Raw genomic sequence first — 25062 nt, forward strand, 5'->3', positions numbered from 1 at the left:
AAGCATGCTTGTCGTTTATATCGGACTTAGCTGAGGAGGATGTACGCATGAAATTGGGATTAAGCACCTATAGTTTATACCGGGCTATCGATAAAAAGGAATTAACCGTAACGGAAGCCATCCGCTGGATTGCCGACAATGGAGGCGAGCATGTGGAGATCGTGCCGATCGGGTACGACTTGACGGACAATCCAGGGTTGATTGAAGATATCCGCAAGACCGCAGACCAAGCGGGACTTGATATTTCCGGCTACGCGGTCGGCGCGAATTTCGTGCAGGCGACCCCGGAAGCATACGAGCTGGAGATTGAGAAGACGATGCGCCAGGTCGATATCGCCCGCGACCTGGGAGTGAAGCGGATGCGTCACGATGTGGCGTCGCGCCCGATCCCCGAAACGTCGATCCGCCAATTTGAAGCGGACTTGCCCCGGCTCGTTGAAGCGTGCCGCCGTATCGCCGACTATGCGGCGCAGTTCGATATCGTCACAAGCGTGGAAAACCACGGCTTCTACCTGCAGGCGAGCGATCGGGTGCTCCGGCTCGTGCACGAGGTGGATCGCGCCAACTTCAAGACGACGCTGGATATCGGCAATTTCCTGTGCGTGGACGAGGACCCGGTCAGCGCCGTTTCGAACAACATTCCGTTTGCGTCCATGGTGCATTTGAAAGACTTTTACCGCCGCCCGTCGTACCGCAATCCGGGCGAAGGCTGGTTTAAGTCAACCCACGGCAACTTCCTGCGGGGCGCCATCGTCGGACAAGGCGACATCGATATGCCGGAGGTTATCCGGGTGCTGAAGGCTTCGGGATACGACGGGTATTTGTCCGTCGAATTCGAAGGCATGGAAGACCCGAGGACCGGTTCGAGAATCGCTATGGACAACGTCCGCCGGTTGTGGCAGGAAGCCGCAGTGTAATCCGAAAAACAACAGGAGAAGCAGGAGGAACAGGGGAACGATGAGCAAAATCAAAATCGGAATTATCGGAGCGGGCTCCATTTCGGAGCAGCATTTTAGAGCCTACAGCCATCATCCGGAAGTGGAGATTTATGCCGTTTGTGATTTGAACGAGGAACGGGCAAAAGCGAAGGCCGAAGCGTACGGCGCAGCCAAAGTGTTCACCGATTACCGTGACCTGCTGGCGCTGCCGGACATTCACGGCGTCAGCATCTGCACTTGGAACAACTCTCATGCCGAGATCAGCATCGCGGCGCTCGAAGCGGGCAAGCACGTGCTCGTGGAGAAACCGCTGTGCCAGACGGTGGCCGAAGCTTTGAAGGTCGAAGAAACGGTGCGGCGGACAGGCAAGCTCTTGCAGGTCGGCTTCGTGCGCCGGTACAGCAGCAATACGGAAATCTTGAAAAAATTTATCGATGCGGGCGATCTGGGCGAGATTTATTACGCCAAAGTCTCTTGTCTGCGCCGTCTCGGCAACCCGGGCGGCTGGTTCTCGGATATCAAGCGCTCCGGCGGTGGTCCGGTCATCGACCTTGGCGTGCATATTATCGATATTTGCTGGTACCTGATGGGCAAGCCGAAGGTCAAGTCGGTCTCGGCCAATACGTACAACCGCCTCGGCAACCGCTCGAACGTGGAGCACTTGGAATTCTACAAAGCCGCGGATTACAACGGGGCGCTCAATACGGTCGAGGACATGGCCAATGCGCTTATCCGCTTCGAGAACGGGGCGAGCCTCATGGTTGATGTCAGTTTCACGCTGCACGCGAAGAAGGACGAGTTGTCCGTCAAGCTGTACGGGGACAAGGGCGGCGCGGAACTGGAGCCCGAGCTTGCGATCATTACGGAGAAGTACGATACGATTCTAAACGTCGCGCCGCAGGTAGACCATCCTTCGTTCGATTTTATTGCCGGGTTCCAGCAGGAGATCAACTATTTTATCGACAGCTCGCTCGGACGAACGGAAACGCGGAGTCCAGTGGAAGACGGCGTCGAAGTGATGAAAATGCTGTGCGCCATTTACGAATCGGCCGTCCAAGGGCGGGAAATCGAGCTATAGGAAGGAGCGATGCTTATGGCATTGACGAACAAAATCGGAGTTATTTCGGACAGCTTCAAGCTGCCGCTGCGTGAGAGCCTGCAAAAGTCCAAGGAGCTTGGCGCCGACGGTGTTCAGATTTGGGCCACCAAGGGGGAAATGGACCCGGCGAACTTGAACGTGGCCGCTCGGAAAGACCTTAAGGCTTATCTCGATTCGATCGGGCTGGAAATTTCCGCTTTGTGCGGCGATTTGGGCGGGCACGGCTTCCAAGACAAGGAAGCGAATCCGGCCAAAATTGAAATGTCGAAGCGGATTCTCGATCTGGCGCTTGATCTGGGCACGAATATCGTCACGACGCATATCGGTCTGGTGCCGGAGGACCCGGCCGATCCAATCTATGCCGAGATGCAGGACGCTTGCGGCCAACTGGCCCGCTATGCCTCGTCCGTCGGCGGTTTTTTTGCCATCGAGACCGGCCCCGAAACCGCCGCACATCTGAAAAGCTTCCTGGATAGCCTCGGCTCCAAAGGAATGGCGGTCAACTTTGACCCGGCCAATATGGTCATGGTGACCGGCGACGATCCGGCAAAAGGCGTGTACACTCTTAAAGAGTACATTGTCCATACGCACGTGAAGGACGGGCTCCGGCTGCGCGAAGCGGACCCTCGCGCCATCTACGGCTCCCTCGGATATAAGCCGATGGATCACGAGGAGATCGCGCGGATGGTAAGCGCGGGCGAATTTTTCCGGGAGCTGCCTCCCGGCGAGGGTGCCGTCGATTTCGACGCGTACTTCCAAGCGCTGCAAGACATCGGGTATACGGGCTATTTGACGATCGAGCGTGAAGTCGGCGATCAGCCGGAGGAAGATATCCGCAAAGCGATTCAGTTTATCGAAGCGTACCGGAAGCGAGGCTAAGCACATGGATGCGACGCTGCGCATAGGCATAATCGGACTCGATACGTCGCACGTAACGGCATTCACGAAGCTGCTGAACGACCCGTCGGATGCTAACCATGTGCCGGGAGGAAGAGTGATTGCCGCTTATCCTGGCGGCTCCGCCGACTTCCCGCTCAGCATGGACCGGGTCGACGGCTTTACGCAAGAGCTGCGCGGGCAATATGGCGTTTCCATGATGGAAACGCCGGAAGCCGTCGCGGAAACGGTCGATGCGCTGATGCTCGAATCGGCCGACGGACGGGTGCACTTGGAGCAGTTTCGCGCCATTGCGCCTTACGGCAAGCCGGTATTTATCGATAAGCCGCTCGCGCTAAGCTCGCGGGAGGCGTATGAAATCGCCGAGCTTGCGCAGCAATACGATATTCCGGTCATGAGCGCTTCGGCGCTACGGTACTCTGAAGGGCTCGTCAACGCTCTGGCGGAAGCTGACGGAGCCATTACAGGAGCCGATGCCTTCGGGCCGATGCATCTCGAACCGACGCAGCCGGGGTACTACTGGTACGGAATTCATACGGCCGAGCTGCTGTACCGCGTCATGGGGGCGGGATGCCGAGAAGTGGCTGTGACGGCGAACGACGATTTCGACATCATTACCGGTATCTGGCAGGACGGCCGGATCGGTACGGTGCGGGGCAGCCGGCGGCCCGGTCAAAGCTTCGGCGCCACGCTGCACACCGGCGGAGGACCGCGCCTGGTCGACGTGTACAAGGACAGCAGACCATTTTATTCCAGCCTGCTGGTCGAGGTCATGAAGATGCTCAGGACGGGAGAACCGGGCATTCCGCTGATGGAGACGGTGGAGATCATCCGTTTCCTCGAAGCCGCCAACGAAAGCCGGGCGACAGGACAGCGGGTCATGTTGTAGCCGTAGCTTGGGGGTTCCGCGTTATTCCCCCAAACCGGATTTTTCTAGCAGCATTTTTGAAACCGAAATCGCATCCTTGCGTATTAGTATCGTAACGTTAGCTATCCTTGGAAAATCAAATAGGAAATACCCGGAGGAGCCTGTCACCTTAGCATTGCTATGTTTATTTAGCAGCTATGGTCGATAGGCTTCTTTTTGTATGTTTTTGCCTGAATATCCACAGGATAAGCACGATAACAACAGAAGGGGCGGTCGGTCATTATGCTTATTTTTCAACTGGCTATCATTTTGCTTGCTTCCAAAATTGCGGGAGACCTCAGCGTTAAATTAGGACAGCCTTCCGTGCTCGGGAAGCTGCTGATCGGGATCGTCTTGGGACCGACGGTGCTCGGACTTGTCACGAATACCGACATTTTAACGGAAATCAGTCAAATCGGCGTGATTCTGCTGATGTTCATTGCCGGACTGGAAACCGATGTCGAGGAATTCAAGCATACGGGGAAGCCTTCCGCTTTTGTAGGGGTTGCGGGGATTATCGTGCCGCTGGTCGCAGGGTTTTTGGCCGGGCAAGTCATGGGGCTGCCGACGATACAGGCCGTATTCCTCGGATTGCTGCTGTCAGCCACCAGCGTCAGTATTTCGGTGCAGGCGCTGAAGGAAATGGGCAAGCTGAAATCACGGGCAGGGGCGACGATTCTGGGCGCCGCGGTCATTGATGATGTGCTGGTCATCATTGCGCTGGCGTTTGTGATGAGCTTTGCAGGGGGAGATGTGAATCTGGGTGTCGTTGTCCTGAAAAAAGTAATCTTTTTCGCCGGTGCGATTCTGATCGCTTGGAAGGTCGTTCCTTGGGTGTTGAAAAAGTTCGCGCCTCTCCGTGTGACCGAAGCGGTCATATCGGCCGCTCTCATCATCTGCTTTACTTACGCCTACTTGGCCGAATATGCAGGGGTTGCCGCCATCATCGGAGCTTACATCGCCGGTGTGGCGATCAGCGTAACGAAATATAAGCACGAGGTGTTCGAAAAGGTCGAAACGATCGGCTATTCGATCTTCGTTCCGGTGTTCTTTACTTCCATCGGCGTGACGGCAGAGTTCACGGGAATTACTGGAAATCTTGGCTTGATCGTCGCACTGAGCATTCTGGCGATTCTCACCAAGCTGGTCGGCTCGGCGCTGGGAGCGAAATTGGCCGGTTTTGCCTGGAGACCATCTATGGGGATCGGGGCAGCCATGGTATCGCGGGGCGAAGTTGCGTTGATCATCGCCGCCATGGGGCTGGACGCCGGTTTGCTGAGCAAAGAGATGTTCGCCGTCCTCATTGTAGTCGTCTTGGTGACGACACTCGTGACGCCTCCGATGATGAAATGGTTTTTCAAGGAATCCAACGCGCCGGGTGAAAAGATAGATCAATCCGCTTGAGGCGATAAAGCGGTGGAAATGTGGAATTGGGAAAAGAGTCCCAGCCATTGGTATGGGTCTGGGACTTTTTGCATCCAAACTTGCATTACTTCCACTGCGGACCGGAGTAGCCGTTCGCCTTGAGACCCTCGTTCACTTCCTTGATGATCTGGGCACCGCCTTTGTCAGACCACTCTTTGACCATTTTATCCCAATCGGACAGCGGCTTTTCGCCGAAAATCATTTTCGTTTGCTCGGTGTACAGGAACTTGGACAGCTCGGTGTCCTTCACGGCCCGGGTCTCGGAGAACACGGCGTTAATCGGATTGATCAGATGCTTCGTTTCGCCGTGCATTTTCTCCAGACTGGCAGCCACATCGCGCAGCAGCGGGACGGTATATTCCTTCGAATAGCCGTTGGCTGCGTCGTTAGGGGCCCACATCGTTTTGTCCGGCAAATAGTTGATCGGCGCAAGCCCTTTTTCCTCAACCTCGCGGCGCACGCTGCCGTTCTCGATTTTGTAGCCTTGGCCTTCCTTACCGTTCAGCCAGTCAAAATCGGCATGGCTAGCGTTGCGCTGCTCCAGCGGCACAAACTTCCGGCCGTAGTCGAGCATCTCCATAATTTTGCTCACTTTGTCCGGGTCCTTCGCCAGCTTCGCATTCAGCATCACGATGCCGTAGAAGCCGGGGGAGGAGACGAACCCTTGCGAGCCGTCCGGCGCTTGGAACGGAGGAATCGGCACGATTTTGGCGTTCGGGTTCACGTCGATCAGCCCTTGCATCGAGGTCGGATTCATGCCGCGCGGCGTACCGATGAAGATGCCCGCCTTGCCGGAGTAGAACTCCTTGTTCGTTTGCGCCCAGTTGAGCAGGGCGAAGTCCTTCGTAATCGCGCCTTCCTTGTACAGGTCGGCCAGCCAGCCGATATGCTGCTTCCGCGCCTCGGAGATAATGCCGGGGATCACTTGTCCGTCGGCGTTTTTATGATACCAGGCCTCGAAATCCCAATAGGCGCCCATCCCGAAGCTCGGGTTAATGTTTGCGGACATGGCGAGCCCGTATGTATCGTTCTTGCCGTTGCCGTCGGGGTCGTTTTGGGTGAAGGCGATCGCGACTTTTTTCAGCTCGTCGTAGTTTTTCGGAACCTCCAGTCCCAGCTTGTCCAACCAGTCTTTGCGGATGATCGGGGTCAGCTGGTAGTTCTCGGTTAAGTATTTTTGGACCGCATATATTTTGCCGTTGACCGTAACGGCTTTGCGGGTGTTGTCCGGAATTTGCTTCATTGTTGGGTACTTGTCGAGCAGGTCGTTGAGCGGTAAAAAGGCTCCTTGCTTCGCCCATTTATAGAAATTCGAATCCGGTCCCTCCATGACGATGATGTCGGGAATTTCGCCCGAGGCCACGACGGCGCTCAGCTTCTGGTCGTAATCGGAGCGGACCACGTATTGCGGTTTGAAATCGACGTTGAATTTCTCGTTAACCATTTCCAGGCCCTTGCCTCCGGTCGGAGGAAACGCCCCGTAACGGAAGTCGATCATGGTGATCGTCTGTTTTTTCTGGCTATCCGTTGCGGCTCCGGCCTTCGGCTGATCGGTCTTCGCGTCACTGCCGCCGCTGCAGGCGGACGTTAACGTGATGGCCCCGACAAGTGCGACGGCCGTCCATGTTTTTCCTCTGTAATTCATTGACAAGCCCCTCCCATGTTTGGATCATACTCTGAAATTTTGGTTTGTACAAGTTCGTGCGCCTGACAGGATGTCCCATGTCAGCCTTTGACGGACCCAAGCATCACCCCCTTGGCAAAATGCTTTTGCAGGAACGGATACACAAAGAGAATCGGCACGGTCGCGACGATGATCGCCGCCATTTGGATCGTATCCGCCGGCGGAGCATGTTCGAGCAAAATCTGGCCGCTGCCGAGCGCCGTCTGCGCTTCACCGACGACGACCATTTGACGCAGAATGACTTGAATCGGCCATTTTTCCGGTTCGTTCAAGTACAGGATGCCCGTGAAATAATTGTTCCAGTGCAGCACCGCGTAGAACAAGGCGAAGGCGGCCAGCGAAGGCTTGGACAAAGGCAGCATGATGTTCCAGAACACCTTCAGATCGTTGGCGCCGTCGATGACCGCCGCTTCGTGCAGCTCGTTCGGGATGCCGACGAAAAACTGCCGCATGACGATCAGGTTGAACGGATTGATGGCGATCGGCAGGATAAGCGCCCAGATCGAGTTCAAGAGGTGCGTTTCCTTCACGATCAGGTATGTCGGAATCATACCCGCGCTGAACAGCAGCGTGAAGAGGACAAGCACCAGCATGATTCGTTGGCCGATGACCGGGCGGGCTAGCGTATAAGCGAAGGTGGACGTAAACGCCAGATTGACCGCCGTGCCGATCACGGTCACAAGCACGGTCACGCCGACCGAACGGACAAACGATTCCGAAGCGAAAATATATTCGTAGGCGCTGAGCACCCACTCTTTTGGAAACCAGATGATGTCATGCTGTAAAAATTCCTTGTACGAGGCGAAAGAGACGGCCAGCACATACCAGAACGGCGCCAGCATAATCAAGGCGATCAGGCCGAACAGCAGGACGTTGGCGATATCGATCAAGCGGTCTCCCGGGGTACGATAATGCAAGCGGATCATCCTTTCTTAGGCGCACACAGTTTAGAATACGCCGTCATCGCCGAGTTTTTTGGCTATATAGTTGGCCGATAGCACGAGCACGAGCCCAACGGCTCCTTTGAACAGCCCGACCGCTGTCGCGAAGCTGTAGTCCGATTGTCCGATCCCTTTGAAGAACACATACGTATCGAGGATGTTGCCGATTTCCATGTTGAACGGATTGAGCAGAAGAAAGATTTGTTCGTATCCGGCATCCATGACATGTCCCAGCCGCAGGATGAGCAGGATGACGATCGTATTGCGGATGGCCGGCAGCGTAATGTGCCGCATTTGGCGGAACCGTCCCGCGCCGTCCATAGTCGCCGCTTCGTAGAGCTGCGGATTCACTCCGGCCAGCGCCGCCAGGAATAGAATCGTTCCCCAGCCCGCTTCCTTCCAAATCACCTGAAGGATGACGATCGGCTTAAAATAGCTCGGATCGGTCAAGAACGGAATCGGCTGCGCAAGGCCAAACCCTTGCTTGAGGAGATCGTTGACGACGCCGTTTCCTTTTAAAAAGATCGTGCAGATTCCGATGACGACGACCCACGACAGGAAATGGGGGAGATAAATGACCGACTGGAGGATGCGCTTATAGAGTTGGTTGCGAAGCTCGTTCAGCATCAGGGCCAGCACGATCGGAACCGGGAAGGCGAATACGATTTGCAGAAACGAGATCGACAAGGTGTTCCACAACACCTGCACGATTTCCGGATCTTCGAAGATCCGGGCAAAATGCTTCAAGCCTGCCCACTCGCTGCCCGCAATCCCTTGAAACGGGCTGTAATCGATGAAGGCCATGTACAGCCCCGCCATGGGGACGTAGCGATAAATCAGAAAATAGGCGATGCCGGGCAAGCCGAGCAGCAGCAGGTACCGGTCCTTCCATAGCCGGGCCCGCAAACGTCCGAGACGGCTCGTGGAAGCAGTCTTGCGGATAGCGGGTGAGGAGTGGGGATGGGGGGGCAAGGTGCTCAAGCACATTCCTCCTTGGGGCCGCAACGAACCGGAGGCGTTTACATTCCGACGGTTGCGAATCGTTGTTGTTGATCCGATTATCCGGAATGGGCCGACTCACGGCAATTCTCCATTTTTCATGGGTATGACAAAAAAAGATAAAGAACCGCAAAAAAGGAAAAAGCCGCGAAAGCGCGTCAGGACGGGATTTATCGTTATAGGGGAATGGCGAGGACAAGGAAAAAACGCCGGTTCGGAAGGGCCCGAAGCATCGGCGTTGGGAGGGAAACAGCGGGGCGGAAGAGCTTCAATCGCCCCGAAACCGCTTGCGGTATTCGCCCGGCGGAAGCTGCTCGTACTGTTTGAACACTCGGGTAAAATTTTGAACGGAGGTGTAGCTGAGTTTCTCTGCAATATCTTTAATCGGCATCTCGGTGTGCGCCAGCCATTCTTTGGCCTTGTCCATCCGGAACCGGATGAGGTAATCGATAAAGTTCGTTCCCGTCTCTTCCTTGAACATGCGGCTGAGCTGGGAAGGAGATATGCGGAGCTGATCGGCCAATTGCTGAAGCGACAAATCCGTATCGAAGTGGCTGTGGATAAACCGGATGACATCGGCGGCCATGCGCTGCTGTTTGCCGGTATGCGCCAGCTCCAGCCGTTCGGCGATCGAGGGAAATACCGTGCCCGCCAGCCATTCCGCTACTTCGTTCATCGTCGTCATTTCGTACAGCCGCTTGTAAGGATCTTCTCCGAACACCTCGTACGGGGCCAGCTCCAGCTCCTGCATGTTGAGAACCAGCTCGCCGATCAGGTGGGCGAATAAGCCGAGCGCCGCATGGAAATGCCGAACGAATTGCGGCATGTCCTGTACCCACTTGCGCAGCAGCTCTGCGCCTTCGTCCGCTTTTCCCTGCATGACGGCGGTAACGATCAGCTTCTCCCGTTTGATGATATCGCTTGCAAGCTGGTTTTCAGCCGGAACGACCTGCTGCGGCGTCAGCAGCTTGCCCGGTCCGTACAGCAGCCGGTAGCCGAGCAAGTCCCGCGCCTCCCGGTAGGCCTCGTTGATATCGCGATACGTCAGGACGGGATGCGAGCAGGTGATCGTGATGGTAAACTGAAAATATTTGGCGGAAGTATCGAGGAACTTCTGTGCGGTAAGCAGCAGGGTTTCCAATGCGGCGTCGCCTTTTTCGAGCCCGACGATCAGGGCCATTTGGCCTGGCATGGCAATAGCGGATGCGCAGGAAAACCACTCCTCGAACACTTCCTCCGTCATTTTCCGCAGGGCAAACATGATGAGGGACCGGTCTTTGTCTTGATACAACTGCTGAAAGCGGGCATAGTCGTCAATATCGATCAAGCACACCGCATACCGACTGCCCCGAAGCTGGAAGCCGAACGTCTGCCGGACCCGTTCCGCCTCGTTGCTGTTCATTTCACCGCGCAGCAGTTGATGCACGATCGTTTCTTTTAGATATGGCGATTGTTCGTTCAGCTGCCGGCGCAGCTGCTCGTTCGTTTGGAGCATCCCGGTCACGTAGGCATCAAGCGCACGCCACTCGTTGCCGGTCCCGGCGTGGGAATTCTCGCGAGACGGGGGCAGGAGCCGCTGCAGCAGATGCTGCACGGGACCATACAACCGGGTGGAGCCGAAGCGGGCAATCAGCACCCAAAAAGCGGCGAGCAGCAGCACGATCCCGACGGTCGTCACCTGGATACGATCTGCTTGCCGGGTCAGCTCCTTCATGGGCGTCATAGCCACGTGTGTCCACCGCGTATAATCCGACTGCCTGACGGTGAGCTGGTACTTTTCTCCGCCGATGTCCGTCTCTGCAGGCTCGCCGGTGTAGTACCGGGGCAATCCGCCGGTGAACAGGGCAGGCCGGGTGCCGATCTCCTCAGGCGCTCTGCTGATCAGGACGACGCCCTTCTCGTCGAAGACATACAGCTTGCGGTTCCCCCCTAAGGGGACATGCGCGGCAAAGTCGGCCAGCTTGTCCTTCTGGATGTGAAGCACCAGGATCCCGCTTCCCTGCATGTCGGAGAAAATCGGCACCGGCCTTAAGTAGAGCAGCTCGTCCTGCCCCGGATAGGTGTCGGGCGCTACGATCTCGGAGCGGAAATGAGGCGGAATCCGGTCGATGACATTGCGGTAAGCGAATTCATTAAGCTCGATGAAGCCGTGTTTGCTGGAATATACTTTGCCGAATTTCAAGAAGATAACGGAAACGTCGTATTGAAAGTCGGAGACGCTCCGCTGCTTTTGAATCGTATCGGCCAGCTCCAACATTTCGTCCAAATATTTGCTGGAAGGCTCAAGCTGCACGGCTTGCTCCAAAGCCCGGTGATTGGCGAGCTGAATGGAAGCTTTATCAAGCCCGGCCCAGAACGAATCGACCTGGCGCTGCATTTCTTGTAAAATGATCTGATGATTCTGGTTGACTTCGTCTTGAATGGCCTTGGCCGCCATGTGCGCAAGGACGGTTCCGGTCAATATGACGGGCAGCAGGCTGATGACGAGGGAGTAAACGAACAGTTTCCTTTTAAAAGACATGTTGCGAAACCATGGGATCGGTCTCCACATGGACGTGCACCCCCGGCTGGCCTAAAGTTGTTCTCTCTTTATCTCTATTGTTACATTAAGAGTAGTTTGTCCGGATACGGACTGTCAAGAATGGAACGGGAATTTTTCTCCCGAAAACAAAAATATTAGAGGAGAAATCCTCCATTTTGTGATATAGTAATGGAGAATGCAGTCAGAGGAGAGTGAGTCATGGATTCCATCGTTTCATCCTTGGTTCGAACTTTAACGACCTATTTTACGGATTTGCTGGAACAACAGGCGGACGGCAGCCTCGGCATCCGGGATGACGAGCTTGGAGCTTTGGCCAGCTGCTGCACGACGGGTCAGGCCGCGGCCTTCTTCGTCCTGGATTATCGTTTGCATGGAGGAGAGGGACTTGCCATCGCCTCGGGCTTAGCGGCGAACGTGCTCCAGCGACAGCGGCCGGACGGGGCGTTCGGCCAGCCTTATTACGTCAAGCGCGGCGACCCGGAAACGGTCGATATCGCGGAGATCGGTGCGGTAGCGAACAGCCTGTACCTGCTGCACCGTCATACCGGCTCCGAAGAAGCGAAAGAAAGCCTGATTCGGTCAGCCCATTATTTGCTTACGGAGGTCGCCGCGGAGAAGCCCGGGGCTGTCTATAAAAATCCGAATGCAAGGCATCACGACGTGCTGAACGGGGATATGTACGCGGCGCATACGTTCGCCCGCGCGTACGAGTTGAACGGGGATGCCCACCTGCTGGAGCAGACCGTCCGCGTATTCCGTCACTTGATCGAGCGGTTCGGCAAGCACGAGCCCGATTGGTGGCCTTACATCGAGCACTGGGATGGAAGCGTAGCGATGGACAACAGCGTCAGCTATCAGGGGATTATCGTCGCCTTTGCCGCCACGGCGCTGCCTCTGCTCTCGCAGGAGCTGCAGCGACAGTGGCAGGAGACGGCGGAGGCGGCGGTGCGCCGGATGCTGGCAGCCATGAAGGAAGGCCCGCATGACGGCAACGAAGCGCCGTGGTGGTGCAGGGATTGGAGCAATGTGTGGGAGATCGATTTGGCGTTCACCCGTTACGCTCATCTTCCCGAAGCCCGCGATTATGCCGAAGGCCGTTTGAAGGAGCTGAACGACCGGCTAGCGCGCGAGGGTTGGTCGGTGTTCGCGCCGAAAGGCTTGCAGCACGATCCGGAACGGGCTCCGGTTAGCACGACTTTCCGGAAAGCGGCGACATTCGCCGGTATTTTGGCCTCCATGAAGCTGGACGATTCTTGGGGCAGCAGGAGGGAAAACCAATGACATCTATCGGACCAAAGCGGCTGCCGATGCCGCCCGGGTTGATCGTATCGTGCCAGGCGCTTCCGGGGGAGCCGCTGTACGGCGAAGGGATTATGGCCCTCATGGCGAAGGCGGCGGTTATCGGAGGAGCGGTGGCGATCCGCACGAACGGCGTAGACGATATCCGCAGCATTAAGGCCGCGGTACAGCTGCCCGTGATCGGGCTGCTTAAGCGGGATATTCCAGGCTCGGAGATTTATATTACCCCCGAGTTGGAAGACGTGGAAGCGGTGCTTGCAGCTGGAGCCGATATCGTCGCGCTCGATGTGACGAACCGGGGAAGCCGGCTGGAGCGGGTCGTTCCGCTGCTGGAGCGGATTCGCGAAGCGGGAGCGCTTGCGATGGCCGACATATCTACGGAAGAGGAGGGTCTCGCCGCCGAGCGGCTTGGCTTCGACATCGTGTCGACGACGTTGTCCGGCTATACGCCGTACAGCCCGCAGACGAAGAAGCCGGACCTGGAGCTGGTCCGGCGGTTGTTCGCCCAGCTGACCGTTCCGCTTGCCGCGGAGGGGCGCATCTTCAGCGCGGAAGAAGCGGAAGCGGCGATTGAAGCGGGGGCGACGTTCGTGGTCGTCGGCGGGGCCATCACCCGTCCGCAGCTCATCACGCAGCATTTCGCCGAGGCTGTGAACAGCCGTTTGGATGCGAAGCCCGTCGTGGCCGGAAGTGGGGAAGCGCAAAGAAGGTCCGGGCTATGAACCGGCAGTACGGATGTGATATTGCCGTGATCGGCGGCGGAATCGGAGGCTGTGCCGCTGCGCTTGCCGCGGCGGAAGCCGGGATGCGGATCGTGCTGACGGAGGAGACGGATTGGATCGGCGGGCAGTTCACGAGTCAAGCCGTTCCGGCGGACGAGCACCGTTGGATCGAACAGTTCGGCAGCACCCGCAAGTACCGGGAGTTCCGCAACCGCGTTCGCGGGTATTACAAAGCAAACTATCCGCTGACCGCGGAAGCGATGCGCAGCGACCGGTTCAATCCGGGCACGGCCAGCGTCAGCCGCCTGTCTTGCGACCCGCGTGTCGCGCTGTCCGTGCTGCAGGATATGCTCGCCCCGCATATCCATGCGGGACGTATCACCCTGCTGCTGAACGTTCGCCCGACAGCAGCGGATACGGACGGCGATACGGTCCGCTCCGTTACGCTGGAGCATACGCCGTCCGGCGACCGCATTGTCGTCGAAGCACGCTATGTGCTCGACGCGACGGAATGCGGCGATCTGCTGCCGTTGACCGGCACGGAATACGTGACGGGGGCCGAATCGCGCCGGGATACGGGGGAGCCGCATGCGCTCGAAGGGGAACCGGAGCCGCTCGACATTCAATCGGTGACGTGGTGCTTCGCACTCGATTACCGCGAGGGGGAGGACCATACGATCGAGAAGCCGGCGGCGTACGAGTTCTGGCGCAGCTACCAGGCTCCGTTTCAGCGGGACAGGATGTTTAGCTGGACGCCGCTGAAAACGAACGAGGCGGTGAAGCGCTTTTCGCTGTTTCCCGAAACGGGTGCTTTTTCGTTATGGGATTACCGGCGGATAGCCGACCGGTCGCAGTTTACGCCGGGGACGTTCGCCAGCGACTTGACTCTCGTCAACTGGCCGCAGAACGACTACTGGCTCGGCAATGTGTATGAGGTGCCGGAGGAAGAACGGCGGCGCCATTTGGAAGGGGCTAAGCAGTTGAGCCTCAGCCTGCTGTACTGGCTGCAGACCGAAGCGCCCCGGCCCGACGGCGGGAACGGGTACCCTGGACTGCGGCTGCGCGGCGATGTGACGGGGACGGCCGACGGACTGGCGAAGGCGCCGTACATCCGCGAATCCCGCCGCATCCGGGCGGAGTTTACGGTCAAGGAGCAGCATATCAGCCCCGAGGTCCGCGGATCGAGCGGCGCAGAACCGTTCTACGACAGTGTCGGCATCGGCAGCTACCGGATCGATCTGCACCCGACGACAGGCGGCCGTGAAGGCTTCTATATCCCGAGCCTGCCGTTTCAAATTCCGCTCGGCAGCCTGATTCCTGTACGGATGGACAACCTGCTGCCCGCCTGCAAAAACATCGGCGTCACGCATTTGACGAACGGCTGCTACCGTTTGCACCCGGTGGAGTGGAATATCGGCGAAGCTGCCGGGGCGCTGGCCGCATACTGCTTGCAGCGGGGAGTTTCCCCGCGTCAAGTGCGCCGCGATTCGGGCCGACTCGCCGACTTCCAAAGCGTGCTGGTCCAGCGCGGCGTGGAGCTGGCGTGGCCTGTCTTGGGGCCGATGTAGCCGAAGGGTATGGGGGGGCAGCGGACTATTTGGGATGCTCATGGGGGAGTGGGCTCTTGTTGCAAGCCGCTTTCTTGACCGGTTACAGCGATAGGGGGTTCGCTATGTTTGGAGCGGGTCGATCTAACGAGCGATTAGCAAATGGCGGTCTGCTTTGTGCACCTTTCCCGGCACGCATTTGCGGCGCTGATGGCGGGTGGCCAGTCTCCATCCCGATAAGGCTATCGGTTCAGACATTCTAAGGAAGGTCGCCTGCTGAATAGTTGGCGTGAAGACATGTAGGCCTTTTGGCGGTTGTCTGCTGAGCAAACGAACGATATTTCATTGAAAATACGAGATTAGATGATTAACGAGATAAAATATTAATTGTATTAATTTTATAAAAGGCCACAATTTCATCCGGACGTTTGCTGAGAAAAACTTATTAAAATATACAAAGAAGATCATCCGTTTGATCGACGATATGTAGTTCTGAGGAAGGGACGGTGCAGAAGCGTGTGAACTGAACCGGTAAGAAGACATTACCGGTTAAAATTAACGCGAACAAGTTAAACTATGCCAAACTTCTCACGGTTTCCCATCCGAAAGTGAGCGAGCCTCTACCGCTGTGCAAGTTGGAGAGGCTCGCTTTTTCTATTTTTTTGGACATCGTCCAAATGAGCATGAAACGGACTAACAACAAGTTGGTCCGTCAAAGGCCAAAAATAAAGGAATCGTGGTGCGCTATGCGAGATTCTAGGAAGATTGCGAGAGCATAGCGGAGCTCAGGTGCTTTAAGTGTGTCGAAAAATGTTACGTTCCCTTAGGATTGGGCTAATAACGCATCACAGGTGCCCTATTATGATTAGGCAAGCCAATTTAGGTGGAATAACGCATGCCAGTTCCTCTAAATATTCAGAAGGGAATAGAAAGGTTGAGAAATGTAGCTTCCGCAAGCGCCGCATCGGCCAGTCGAGCCATCTCATGCAAACTACAGCTGCGGTTCTGGCTTCTCCGAAGGATGAGAAGGGAATGTTACCTTATTCAACCAAACGGAGTAGGTTAATCGTGTGGGCCTTCTTCAACCAAGTGGAGTAGGGCCTATAGTACTACCATTCTCCATCCAATCGTGAGAGCGGTCCAACGGCTCCGGCCCGGTCTTCTTCGCTCAAGGATCCTTAGCTTAGATGTCCGCGTCCGGTCCGCTGCTGCCGCACAGCCGATCCCATGCAAGCTTGGCGGCCCCGGCGACGCCCGCCGCGTTGCCGAGCTCGGCCGCGACGATAGGCGTGTCGCGGTACACCGGCATAGCGCGTTCGTGGACGATTCGGCGGATCCGTCCCAACAGCGCGTCGCCTTGGGTGGTGACGGCTCCGCCGAGCACGATCGCCTGCGGATTCAGCACATGCGCGAGGCTGATCAGTCCAACCGCCGTGTATTCGGCGTATCGCTCGATGACGGCCGAAGCGGCATGATGTCCCGCCGCTACCAGGTCAAAAATCGATTTGGCGCCGTCCGGCAGCTCTTCGCCGCACAGTCCTGCTTCGGCCGCGAGCCTAAGCAGGGCCGTTACCGAGGCGTACTGCTCGTAGCAGCCGGACAGGCCGCAGTTGCAGGGCTGGCCTCCCCAAGCAATAACCATATGGCCGAAGCCCCCGGCAAAGCCGCTGCCGCCGTAGTCCGGCCGTCCGGCGATAACGCGCGAGCCGCCGACGCCGGTACCGAGCGTGACGCAGATGAAGTCGCGGTACGGCCGCCCGGCTCCGAGCCATGCTTCGCCGACGGCCATCGCGTGCGCGTCGTTCACGACGGCGACCGGCAGGAAGGAAGCCTGCTCCAAGGCTTCGCGCAGCTGCAGTCCGGTCCAGCCCGGCAAGTTCGGCGTGGCATAGGCGACATGGCCGCTCAGCGGCTCGACGTAGCCGGCTGTGCCGACACCGATGCCCATAGGCAGCAGGCCGGCCGATGCGGCGTGCGCCCGGAAATCTTCGATGATGGCGCGCAGCCTGCCCAGCAGCGCATCGCGTCCTTGCTCGGCCTGAGTCGGAGTAACCGTATGCTTCAGCACCTCACCGCTGTCGGCTACAATTCCCGCTTTGATATTCGTGCCGCCCAAATCAATACCCAAAACAACCTTACGCATGAGACGAACGCTCCTTACCAAGCGTACGCAGACCATTCCGGTCCAGAAACGCCATATAGTCTTCGTATAGTTTGACGGACGATTCATGCCCTGCATGAACCGGGCTGGCGGGCTTGTTCATCATGCCCAGATATTGATAGCCGAGCACTTTGTCCACCCAAGGCGATACGGTCTGCAGCTGCCGCTCGATCCGTTCGAAGGCGGGAGGGTAGAGCACCTTCCCTTGAAAACGAAATAACTCCACGTCCGCCCAAAGCGGCTTTCCTGCCCGGTCATGCGCTTCCCGCAAGGAGGCGAACGTTCGCTTCGCTTCCTCATGGGTAGTCCGATTGACGCCGAGCTCGTCCTGATAGGCGATATAATCGACGTCCAGCGAGCGAAGCTGTGCGACAAAACGGTCGTCGGCTTTGACCGTGCGCGTGCCATAGGGCGCGATCAGCACCTTGCTTGGGCCATATTTGCGGCACAGATTGGCCAAATCGTTCGCATACGCGATATAGTTGTCCGGAAAATATTCGCGGATGGCCGCTTCCACAGGAAAATACCATCCGGCAAAGGAACGATGATGGCCGTATTTCTCCGCCAGCTCCTTCGCGACATCGATGCGCAAACGGGAATAATCGCCGTTGAGCGACAACTGACCCATAATCGGCGTTGTGAAAAAGCCAAGCCCGAGGTACAGTGAGACGTTCAGCTTATCTCCCGCGACCAGTACCGCTTCGAGTGGATCTTGGCAGACGGTATCCCAGCGCCAAGGCATCACTTCCGACGGATAGAACGCTTTGCCGTGCAGCGCGACGCTGAGCAGGACAAAAGTATCCATGCCGGCTTCCGCCATTTCCGTCATTTTCAGCTCCCAGTCGTGAGCTGTAAACTGCTGGGTCGCCGCATTCCAAGTGTCGCCTTCATACGGATTGCAATGGTAAAAATCGAACCATGTGCCCGTGATCGGTTTCATCGGCCGTTCCTCGCTTTGCTTGAGATAGGGGGGACTCTGTAGTCTCGTAAAAACGCTCGCCGCTCCGCATGCAGATCACGCTTCCTCTCGCGCAAGCCGGAGTGCTTCTCGTACGCTGCCGCCCGCTTGCCGCAGCAAGCGGCTTGCCCGTCCGGCATCGGGAGCCGGTGCGAGCAGCATAACGATGGCGGTCTTTACAACGCCGCCCGTCTGCCGCAGCGTATGCGCCACCGCCTCCGGCTTGGCGCCGGTCGCCATCTCGACGATTCGCTCCGCCCGGCGCAGCAGCTTGCCGTTCGTCGGCTGCATGTCAACCATCAGGCTGCCGTATACCTTGCCGAGACGGACCATCGTTACGGTGCTGAGCATGTTCAGCACCAGCTTCTGCGCCGTCCCCGCCTTCAAGCGGGTGGAGCCGGTGACGACCTCCGGTCCGACGGGCACTTCGATTGCGGTGTCGGCCAGCGCGCCGATCAGCGAGCCGCGAACGCAGCTCACGGCAACGGTGGCGGCGCCGACCTCACGCGCGTAGCGCAGCGCGCCAGCGACATAAGGCGTCCGGCCGCTGGCAGCGATGCCGACGACGACGTCCCGCGGGGAGAGCCCGCAGGCTTCAAGATCCTCAGCACCGCCTTCGGCCCGGTCCTCGGCGGCTTCGTCGGCCTGCAGCATGTTGCTTCCTCCGGCCATGACGGCCTGCACGAGGTCGGGCGGGGTGCCGAAGGTCGGCGGACATTCGTAGGCATCAAGGAGCCCGAGCCTGCCGCTCGTTCCCGCTCCGACATAGAACAGCCTGCCGCCGTCGCGGATTACTTCGACAATGACGTCTACCGCGGCGGCGATGTCGGCCAGACTTTCTCCGACATGGGCGGGCACCGACCGGTCGGCTTCATTCATATGGCGGACCAAGTCCACCGTTGTCATCAAATCCAGCTCGGGGGCCTGCGGGTCCCGGGTTTCGGTTTCGAGCCGATCCGTTTCGTGCGCGTTCATAGGTCACCTGCCATCGGGTTCGATTTGAAAAAATACTCCTTAATTGAACTTCAGTATGGAGATCAACTCCATTATATAAGGAGAAAATGGTTTCCGTAAACCTTTTTTCGGAGGAAAATTCCTCATTGAATCAAAAAAATGAAGATAATCTCTATTGCGTATAGTATAATGGAACTAGTACTCGCCAACTTAGGAGGTTCCTGTCATGATCCGCATTTCCGCCATTGACGTATTCCCGCTCCGCCTCCCAATGAAGCAATCGTTTCGGATCTCCCAAGGAACGGTCGGCACCATATCCGCCGGAGCGCCGCATATTTATGTTCGCATCACGGGAGACAACGGCGTCGAAGGATGGGGGGAAGCGCGCCCGAGTCCCCGCTGGAGCTACGAAACGCCCGAATCCGTTTGCAGCGCCGTCTCCAACTATATGAGGCCGGCGCTGCTCGGGCAGCGCGCCGACGACTTGGCGGGCATTCACCGTATGATGAACCGCGAACTCGCAGGCAGCCTTCACCCGGGCCAGCCGATCGCCAAGGCGGCTGTGGATACCGCGCTTCACGATCTGATCGCCCGCAGCTACGGCCTGCCGGTAGCGGCACTATGGCAGACGGGATCTTCGCACCCGGTCCGCCTGTCTTATTTGATCAGCACCGACAGTCCGGAGGAAGCCGCGCGCAAAGCGCGGGAGGCCGTAGCCGAAGGCTACACCGGAGTCGATGTCAAAATCGGGCTGAATCCGGCGAATGATCTGGATATCGTCGCGGCGGTGAAGCAGGAAGCGCCGAAGTTATTTTTCCGCGTGGATGCGAATCAGGCTTATCGTCTCACCCAAGCGATTCAACTGGCTAAAGGCCTCGAACGCATCGGCGTCGACGTGCTTGAGCAGCCGCTGCTGGCCAACCAGCTCCACGGTCATGCCGAGCTGCGCCGCAAAGTGTCCATCCCGATCGCGCTGGACGAGAGCGTCTGGTCGCCAAGCGGCGTTCTGGAGGCTCTGCGCAGCGAAGCTTGCGACATCATCGTCATCAAGCTGACGAAAATGGGCGGCCTCCGCGGCGCCAAGCTGTGCGGCGAGATCGCCCGGGAGAGCGGGCTCGGCTTGCTCGGCGGCGGGCTGACGGAGTCGAAGCTCGGACTGGTCGCTTCGGCGCACCTGTTCCGTTATTTGGAGCTGACGGACCCGGTCGACCTGAACGGACCGATGTTCCTGAAAGACGACGCCGTCGAAGGAGACTGGCCGATTCGCAGCGGCGAAGTCATCCTGCCGGAAGGGCCGGGGATCGGCTGCCGCATCTCGGAAAGCAAGCTGCAGGACTACGCCGCCGACGCCACGTAAGCCGGGCAAGCTCCGGTGCGCATTGAAACGACCGACCTGTTGCCATAACAAAAAAAGGGGAGCATCGCATGAAATTTTACGTCAGCTGCGATATGGAAGGGATTGCCGGCGTGACGCTGAGGGAACAACTGGTAAGAGGGGAGCCGCTGTACGAAGAGGCCCGGCGGCTGCTGACACTGGAAACGAACGCCGTGACGGAAGCGCTGCTGGACGCGGGAGCAACCCGGATTATTGTGAAGGACGCCCACGGAAGCGGCTTTAACTTCATACCCGAGCTGCTGCATCCGGGGGCGGACTACGTGATGGGCGCGACCCGGGTCGAGAACCGGTTTCCCGGTCTCGACAAAACGTTTGACGGCGCGCTGCTGATCGGGTACCATGCGATGGGAGGGACCCCTCTGGCCGTGCGGGACCATACGATGACCTCGCAGGGCTGGCAATCGCTTCGGCTGAACGGCCGGCCGATCGGCGAGATCGGGCTGGATGGGCTGTTGTTCGGCTTACAGGGTGTCCCGGTACTGTTCGTCTCCGGCGACGACAAAACGTGCGCGGAAGCCGCAAACGAGCTTCCCGGCGTCGTCGCGTACGAGACGAAGACGGCGCTCGGCCGGCATGCCGCCTTGATGAAAGCGCCGCAGCGGGTACGCAGCGAGCTGCAGGCAGCAGTGCGCCGCGCCATAGAGAACGTGAACTGCCCGAAGCCGCTCCACCTCGACGGGCCGTACGAGCTGACGATCCGTTTTCTACATACCGAACAAGCCGATGCGCGCAGATATGACGGAATAACAGCCGAGAGGACGGACGGGTTGACCGCCGTATACAAATCAGACCATATAACCGGACTGCTGGCAGCGGCCTTTTGAACGAAGAAACGAATACGATAAAAAAGGTGGTTAGTTATGAACAAACAGTCAATCGGCGCGAAGGCGCTGCTGTGGATCGAAAGCAACTACAACTCGCTGACCAAGGCCGAGAAGAAGGTCGCCGACGTCGTCCTGCAGGACAAAGAAAAAGTGGTGTACAGCTCCGTGACCGACTTGGCGGAAATGGCTGCGACGGGGGAGACAACCGTGCTGCGGTTTTGCCGGAAGCTCGGCTTTCGCGGCTACCAGGAGTTTAAGATGGCGGTCGCTCAAGACCTCGTCAGCCCGAGCGAGAACGTGCACGGGGCCATTGACGAGAACGACAAGATCAGCGAAATCTCCCAGAAGATCACGTCCAGCAACAGTCAGGCGTTGAAAGACACGATGAGCCTGCTGCAGGAAAAGGAGCTGCAAAAAACGGTCGACGCGCTGCTGTCCAAAAAACGGATTTTCTTTTTCGGCGTGGGGTCGTCCGGCGTGACGGCCATGGACGCGCAGCACCGCTTCATGCGACTGGGCTTTCAAGCCTTCTGCGCGAACGATGCGCATATTATTACGATGAACTGCGCTTTGACGGGGCCGGATGACGTGGTGGTCGGAATTTCGACCTCGGGAAGCACGAAGGATCTGGTCGACGCCATACGGATCGCGAACGAAAATGGCGCGACCATCGTCTGCTTGACGAACCACGCTCGCTCGCCTATTACCCAATACGCCGACGCCGTGCTGCTCGCCTCGTCGAAAGAAACGCCGCTGCAGGGAGGGGCCTTTGCTTCCAAACTTGCCCAGATTCATGTGCTCGATATTTTATCGACCATTGTCGCGCTGCGGCGCAAAGCGGAAGCGTTCCAAGCGATCGAGAAAACGGCCAAATCCGTGGTCGACAAGTTATATTAGAAAATAAATTCATAAAATTAAATAAAAATGGAGGAAATCTCCACCCAAATGTTGTATAGTTTAGTTAGAGGACAGCATGAAGGGGGGGATTTTCTTTTTTTCGGCTTTCCCAGACGAAACGAAGGATAAAGATAAACAAACGAATCGGAGTAGAGAGAGCCGCCTGAGATAGGATGGAGGTGGAACAAAATGAAAGCGTTTCACAAAACGGGTATCGCAGCATTTTCCCTCATCTTGGCTTCGGTGGCCGGGCTGGCCGGATGCTCCGGCGGAACGGCGAAGCCTCAAGGCGACGGCGCGGGCAAGACCGATGCCGCAGGCGGCAAGCCGAAGGATAAGGTGGAGATCACCTTCTGGCACGTGTGGACCGATAAAGACGCTGGTCCGATTACAGCGCGGGTCGATGCGTTCAACAAGAGCCAGGACCGCATCACGGTCAAGGTGCTGGGCAACTAGGACGCGACGAAGCAGCTCACGGCAATTTCCGGAGGCAACCCGCCCGACGTCGCGCTGACGTACTGGAACAATATCGGCCCGTGGGCGCATGCCGGTGCGGTACTTCCGCTTGCCGATTCCCTCAAGAAGAGCAAGCTCGATCCCGCGAACTTTATCCCGGCGGCTTTGGAACGGATGAAGGTGGACGATCAATATTACGCGCTGCCGTTCACGGTCAGTATGGCCAGCACGCTGATGTACAACAAGAAAGCGTTCCAGGATGCAGGTATTGCGAAGCCACCGGAAACGCTCGAAGAGCTGTTCGATACGGCCAAAAAGCTGACCAAGCGCGAAAACGGCGCGATCTCGCAAATCGGCTTCATTCCGGATTATCCGTGGATCGATAACGTGTTCTGGCCGATCATTTTCGACGGAGAAATGGACGCTGTCCGTCGGCCTCAGGTCGTTTATCGGGGAATACAAAGTTTCGTGGGGCCTTCTGATGGCCGCTTCCACGCTCTTCACGGTCCCGATCATCGCGCTGTATTTCTTCGTGCAGAAGCAGTTCATTCAAGGCATTACGCTGACAGGCTTTAAGTGAGACAGAGCATCCGGGAAATGAACATAAATAATTCGATTCCAAATTCACCCATCTGGAGGGAAGCAAATGAAAAAACGATCCAACATTACGGCAGCCATTCTGTCTTTGGCACTGGCCGGGGGGATGGTCATCCCCGCAGCGGGCGCATCCGCAGAACAATCAGTACAGGCGACCGCGCCTCTGGAAAATTTGGCTTTGTACAAGCCGTATACGTTCGAAACCCCGTATCCGCGCGACTCGCATTTCGGACCGACGGAAGATGCTCATGCGGACGATACCGGCAAGCAGCTGACGGACGGCGTTTTCGGCGGGCTGTCCTTTTCCGACAAAGCGTATGTCGGCAAGCTATGGCAGGGCTACCGCACCTTCAAGCTCGATCTGGGTGAGCCGGTGACGATCCAGGACATTAAGGTCAGTACGCTTCAGGATTTGCCGAACGGGATCTTTTTCCCGGAGGAAATCTCGTATTCGATCTCAGAGAACGGCAGCACGTGGCAGCATCTGGGCAAAGTAAAAAGCGCGCTGCCGACGACGGAAAAAGGTCCCGTGAAGCAAACGATCGCCAAAACCGGCGTGAACACGGTAGCCCGTTACGTCTACATGGACATTCCGGTGGAAACCTGGCTGTTCGTCGATGAAATCGAAGTCATGGGCACGCGCGACAAGTCCGGCAACAAGCTGAAGCCGATTAAAGCGCCGAAGCCGGACCAAGGGTATCCTCGCGCAGGCTCCCAGCAGGCCGGGGGCATCCGCAATGAAGTGCTTATTTATACCGGGGAGTGGCAGTATCAGCCGAGCGACTGGATCTCGTTCAAGAAAGAAGATTTCAAGCCTTACGTCTCCTATGTGGATCAAGACATGAAGCGCAAGGATTTTATGTTCGACGGCTTCCTGTTCATGCCTTACGCTCCTCTGATGGATGGAGCCAACTACGGGCCGACGACGGGAAAACCGACGAACAAAGCGAACTTCGAACAATTCCTCGACCGTCTGTTCCGCGACGATTATGAGCTGGGTGCGCTGAATGAAGCGGTGAAGGAAGCGAAGGCGGACATGTCGAGAAAGAATTATGAGGCAAAGGTCGTTATCGCAATCCCGTATCCGCGTACGGACCAAAGCGATTTCGGCGATGTGGACGGCGACGGGATCAGCGAGAACTTGAACGTCAAGGAGGTCGGAGAGGCGGAAGCGCTGAAAAACCGGCTGAAGGTGACGAAATGGTTCGTCGACGAGGTATACAAACGCTGGAACGCGAAGCATTACAGCGATCTGAAGCTCGTTTCGTTCTATTGGTACAACGAGTACATTGCGCATCAGTTGAGCACGCTTGATCATGAGCTGGTGAAGCAAACCGGCGATTATGTCCGCTCCAAAGGCGCAAGATTCCAATGGATTCCGTATTATTTTGGCCGGGGCTGGAACGATTGGAAGGAAAACGGCTTCGATACGGCGCTTATGCAGCCGAACTACTTCTTCCATGCGAAGGCCGGCGTCGACCGGATGAGCACGATTGCACAAGCGGCTTACGATAACGGCATGGGCGTCGAGATCGAGCTGAGCGACGCGGTGCTGACGGACGAAAATATGCGTAACCGCTACTACGCGTATTTGGATGCCGGCAAAGAGCACAAGTTTATGAAAAAGTCGCTTAACGCGTTCTACCAGCAGGTCAAGACGCTGTGGAAAGCGGCGCAATCCAAAACGCCGGCGGAGCGGGAAGTATACGACCGTACGTATCAGTTCCTGAAGGGCAAGTATAAAGTCACGAATCCGCAAGAGCTTCAGTCGCTGGAGCTGGAGGAGCAGGAAGCGGAATAACGAAATTCGAAGAAAAAG

At 57.3% G+C, this 25062-nt stretch carries 20 protein-coding genes and 2 pseudogenes; 15 read left to right on the forward strand and 7 right to left on the reverse strand.

Going from position 1 to position 25062, the window contains the following annotated elements; translation table 11 throughout:
- Nucleotides 1–47: 47 nt before the first annotated feature.
- The 5 genes from ET33_RS20225 to ET33_RS20245 all read left to right on the forward strand — a co-directional run bounded on the left by ET33_RS20225 (nucleotide 48) and on the right by ET33_RS20245 (nucleotide 5245).
- A complete protein-coding gene (locus ET33_RS20225) occupies nucleotides 48–917 on the forward strand; it encodes a sugar phosphate isomerase/epimerase family protein (protein ID WP_036685832.1) in 870 nt (289 codons plus the stop codon).
- A gap of 40 nt (nucleotides 918–957) precedes the next feature.
- A complete protein-coding gene (locus ET33_RS20230; protein ID WP_036685834.1) occupies nucleotides 958–2016 on the forward strand; it encodes a Gfo/Idh/MocA family protein in 1059 nt (352 codons plus the stop codon).
- 15 nt (nucleotides 2017–2031) lie between these two features.
- Nucleotides 2032–2916 carry a sugar phosphate isomerase/epimerase family protein gene (locus tag ET33_RS20235; RefSeq protein ID WP_235206767.1) on the forward strand — a complete coding sequence of 295 codons (885 nt, stop codon included), beginning with the start codon at nucleotides 2032–2034 and terminating at the stop codon, nucleotides 2914–2916.
- 4 nt (nucleotides 2917–2920) lie between these two features.
- The gene (locus ET33_RS20240; protein ID WP_036685838.1) at nucleotides 2921–3823 is read left to right on the forward strand and encodes a Gfo/Idh/MocA family protein; all 903 of its coding nucleotides are present in this window, start codon (nucleotides 2921–2923) and stop codon (nucleotides 3821–3823) included.
- A 261-nt stretch (nucleotides 3824–4084) separates the two neighbouring features.
- Complete coding sequence (locus tag ET33_RS20245; protein ID WP_036685839.1) at nucleotides 4085–5245, forward strand: cation:proton antiporter; 1161 nt, start codon at nucleotides 4085–4087, stop codon at nucleotides 5243–5245.
- Between the two features lie 85 nt (nucleotides 5246–5330).
- On the opposite strand, the gene ET33_RS20250 is transcribed toward ET33_RS20245, so the two are convergent.
- From ET33_RS20250 to ET33_RS20265, 4 genes are all read right to left on the reverse strand, one after another.
- On the reverse strand, nucleotides 5331–6911 hold the full coding sequence (locus tag ET33_RS20250) for an extracellular solute-binding protein (RefSeq protein ID WP_036685842.1): 1581 nt from the start codon (nucleotides 6909–6911) through the stop codon (nucleotides 5331–5333).
- Between the two features lie 80 nt (nucleotides 6912–6991).
- Complete coding sequence (locus ET33_RS20255) at nucleotides 6992–7867, reverse strand: carbohydrate ABC transporter permease (RefSeq protein ID WP_081890404.1); 876 nt, start codon at nucleotides 7865–7867, stop codon at nucleotides 6992–6994.
- A 30-nt stretch (nucleotides 7868–7897) separates the two neighbouring features.
- On the reverse strand, nucleotides 7898–8878 hold the full coding sequence (locus tag ET33_RS20260) for an ABC transporter permease (protein WP_051775460.1): 981 nt from the start codon (nucleotides 8876–8878) through the stop codon (nucleotides 7898–7900).
- A gap of 280 nt (nucleotides 8879–9158) precedes the next feature.
- Complete coding sequence (locus ET33_RS20265) at nucleotides 9159–11441, reverse strand: AraC family transcriptional regulator (protein WP_036685849.1); 2283 nt, start codon at nucleotides 11439–11441, stop codon at nucleotides 9159–9161.
- Between the two features lie 189 nt (nucleotides 11442–11630).
- Between ET33_RS20265 and ET33_RS20270 the strand changes: the two genes are divergently transcribed.
- Genes ET33_RS20270 through ET33_RS20280 form a run of 3 tightly spaced genes read left to right on the forward strand, consistent with a single transcriptional unit; the run spans nucleotide 11631 to nucleotide 15021 of the window.
- Entirely contained in the window at nucleotides 11631–12713 is a 1083-nt protein-coding gene (locus ET33_RS20270; protein WP_036685853.1) for a glycoside hydrolase family protein, read from the forward strand.
- Complete coding sequence (locus ET33_RS20275) at nucleotides 12710–13453, forward strand: N-acetylmannosamine-6-phosphate 2-epimerase (RefSeq protein ID WP_051775461.1); 744 nt, start codon at nucleotides 12710–12712, stop codon at nucleotides 13451–13453. The genes ET33_RS20270 and ET33_RS20275 overlap by 4 nt, the downstream gene beginning before the upstream one ends.
- Nucleotides 13450–15021 carry an FAD-dependent oxidoreductase gene (locus ET33_RS20280; RefSeq protein ID WP_036685855.1) on the forward strand — a complete coding sequence of 524 codons (1572 nt, stop codon included), beginning with the start codon at nucleotides 13450–13452 and terminating at the stop codon, nucleotides 15019–15021. Before ET33_RS20275 ends, ET33_RS20280 begins: the two co-directional genes overlap by 4 nt.
- 1162 nt (nucleotides 15022–16183) lie before the next feature.
- On the opposite strand, the gene ET33_RS20285 is transcribed toward ET33_RS20280, so the two are convergent.
- The 3 genes from ET33_RS20285 to murQ form a co-directional block, all read right to left on the reverse strand.
- Nucleotides 16184–17143, reverse strand: a complete 960-nt coding sequence (locus ET33_RS20285) for an ROK family protein (protein ID WP_036685856.1) — start codon at nucleotides 17141–17143, stop codon at nucleotides 16184–16186.
- Complete coding sequence (locus tag ET33_RS20290) at nucleotides 17136–18101, reverse strand: DUF4434 domain-containing protein (protein ID WP_036685859.1); 966 nt, start codon at nucleotides 18099–18101, stop codon at nucleotides 17136–17138. The genes ET33_RS20285 and ET33_RS20290 overlap by 8 nt, the downstream gene beginning before the upstream one ends.
- Before the next feature lie 75 nt (nucleotides 18102–18176).
- Complete coding sequence (gene murQ / locus ET33_RS20295; protein ID WP_036685862.1) at nucleotides 18177–19094, reverse strand: N-acetylmuramic acid 6-phosphate etherase; 918 nt, start codon at nucleotides 19092–19094, stop codon at nucleotides 18177–18179.
- A 205-nt stretch (nucleotides 19095–19299) separates the two neighbouring features.
- On the opposite strand from murQ, the gene ET33_RS20300 reads away from it, so the two are divergent.
- From ET33_RS20300 to ET33_RS20320, 7 genes and pseudogenes are all read left to right on the forward strand, one after another.
- Nucleotides 19300–20430, forward strand: coding sequence for a mandelate racemase/muconate lactonizing enzyme family protein (locus ET33_RS20300; RefSeq protein WP_036685864.1), 1131 nt, complete (start codon nucleotides 19300–19302; stop codon nucleotides 20428–20430).
- A gap of 68 nt (nucleotides 20431–20498) precedes the next feature.
- The gene (locus ET33_RS20305) at nucleotides 20499–21293 is read left to right on the forward strand and encodes a M55 family metallopeptidase (RefSeq protein WP_036685866.1); all 795 of its coding nucleotides are present in this window, start codon (nucleotides 20499–20501) and stop codon (nucleotides 21291–21293) included.
- Between the two features lie 36 nt (nucleotides 21294–21329).
- The gene (locus tag ET33_RS20310) at nucleotides 21330–22190 is read left to right on the forward strand and encodes a MurR/RpiR family transcriptional regulator (RefSeq protein WP_036685868.1); all 861 of its coding nucleotides are present in this window, start codon (nucleotides 21330–21332) and stop codon (nucleotides 22188–22190) included.
- Nucleotides 22191–22379: 189 nt separating this feature from the next.
- Nucleotides 22380–22646: a hypothetical protein gene (locus ET33_RS39820; RefSeq protein WP_081890405.1), complete on the forward strand. Its 267-nt coding sequence runs from the start codon at nucleotides 22380–22382 to the stop codon at nucleotides 22644–22646.
- Between the two features lie 18 nt (nucleotides 22647–22664).
- A pseudogene (locus ET33_RS39825) lies at nucleotides 22665–23000 on the forward strand (ABC transporter substrate-binding protein); the annotation flags it as partial.
- Between the two features lie 58 nt (nucleotides 23001–23058).
- Nucleotides 23059–23226 (forward strand): annotated as a pseudogene (locus ET33_RS39830) (carbohydrate ABC transporter permease); the annotation flags it as partial.
- Between the two features lie 66 nt (nucleotides 23227–23292).
- A complete protein-coding gene (locus ET33_RS20320) occupies nucleotides 23293–25044 on the forward strand; it encodes a DUF4855 domain-containing protein (protein WP_036685872.1) in 1752 nt (583 codons plus the stop codon).
- Nucleotides 25045–25062: the final 18 nt, after the last annotated feature.

The organism is Paenibacillus tyrphae (genome assembly GCF_000722545.1).
GTDB classification, from domain to species: Bacteria; Bacillota; Bacilli; order Paenibacillales; family NBRC-103111; genus Paenibacillus_G; species Paenibacillus_G tyrfis.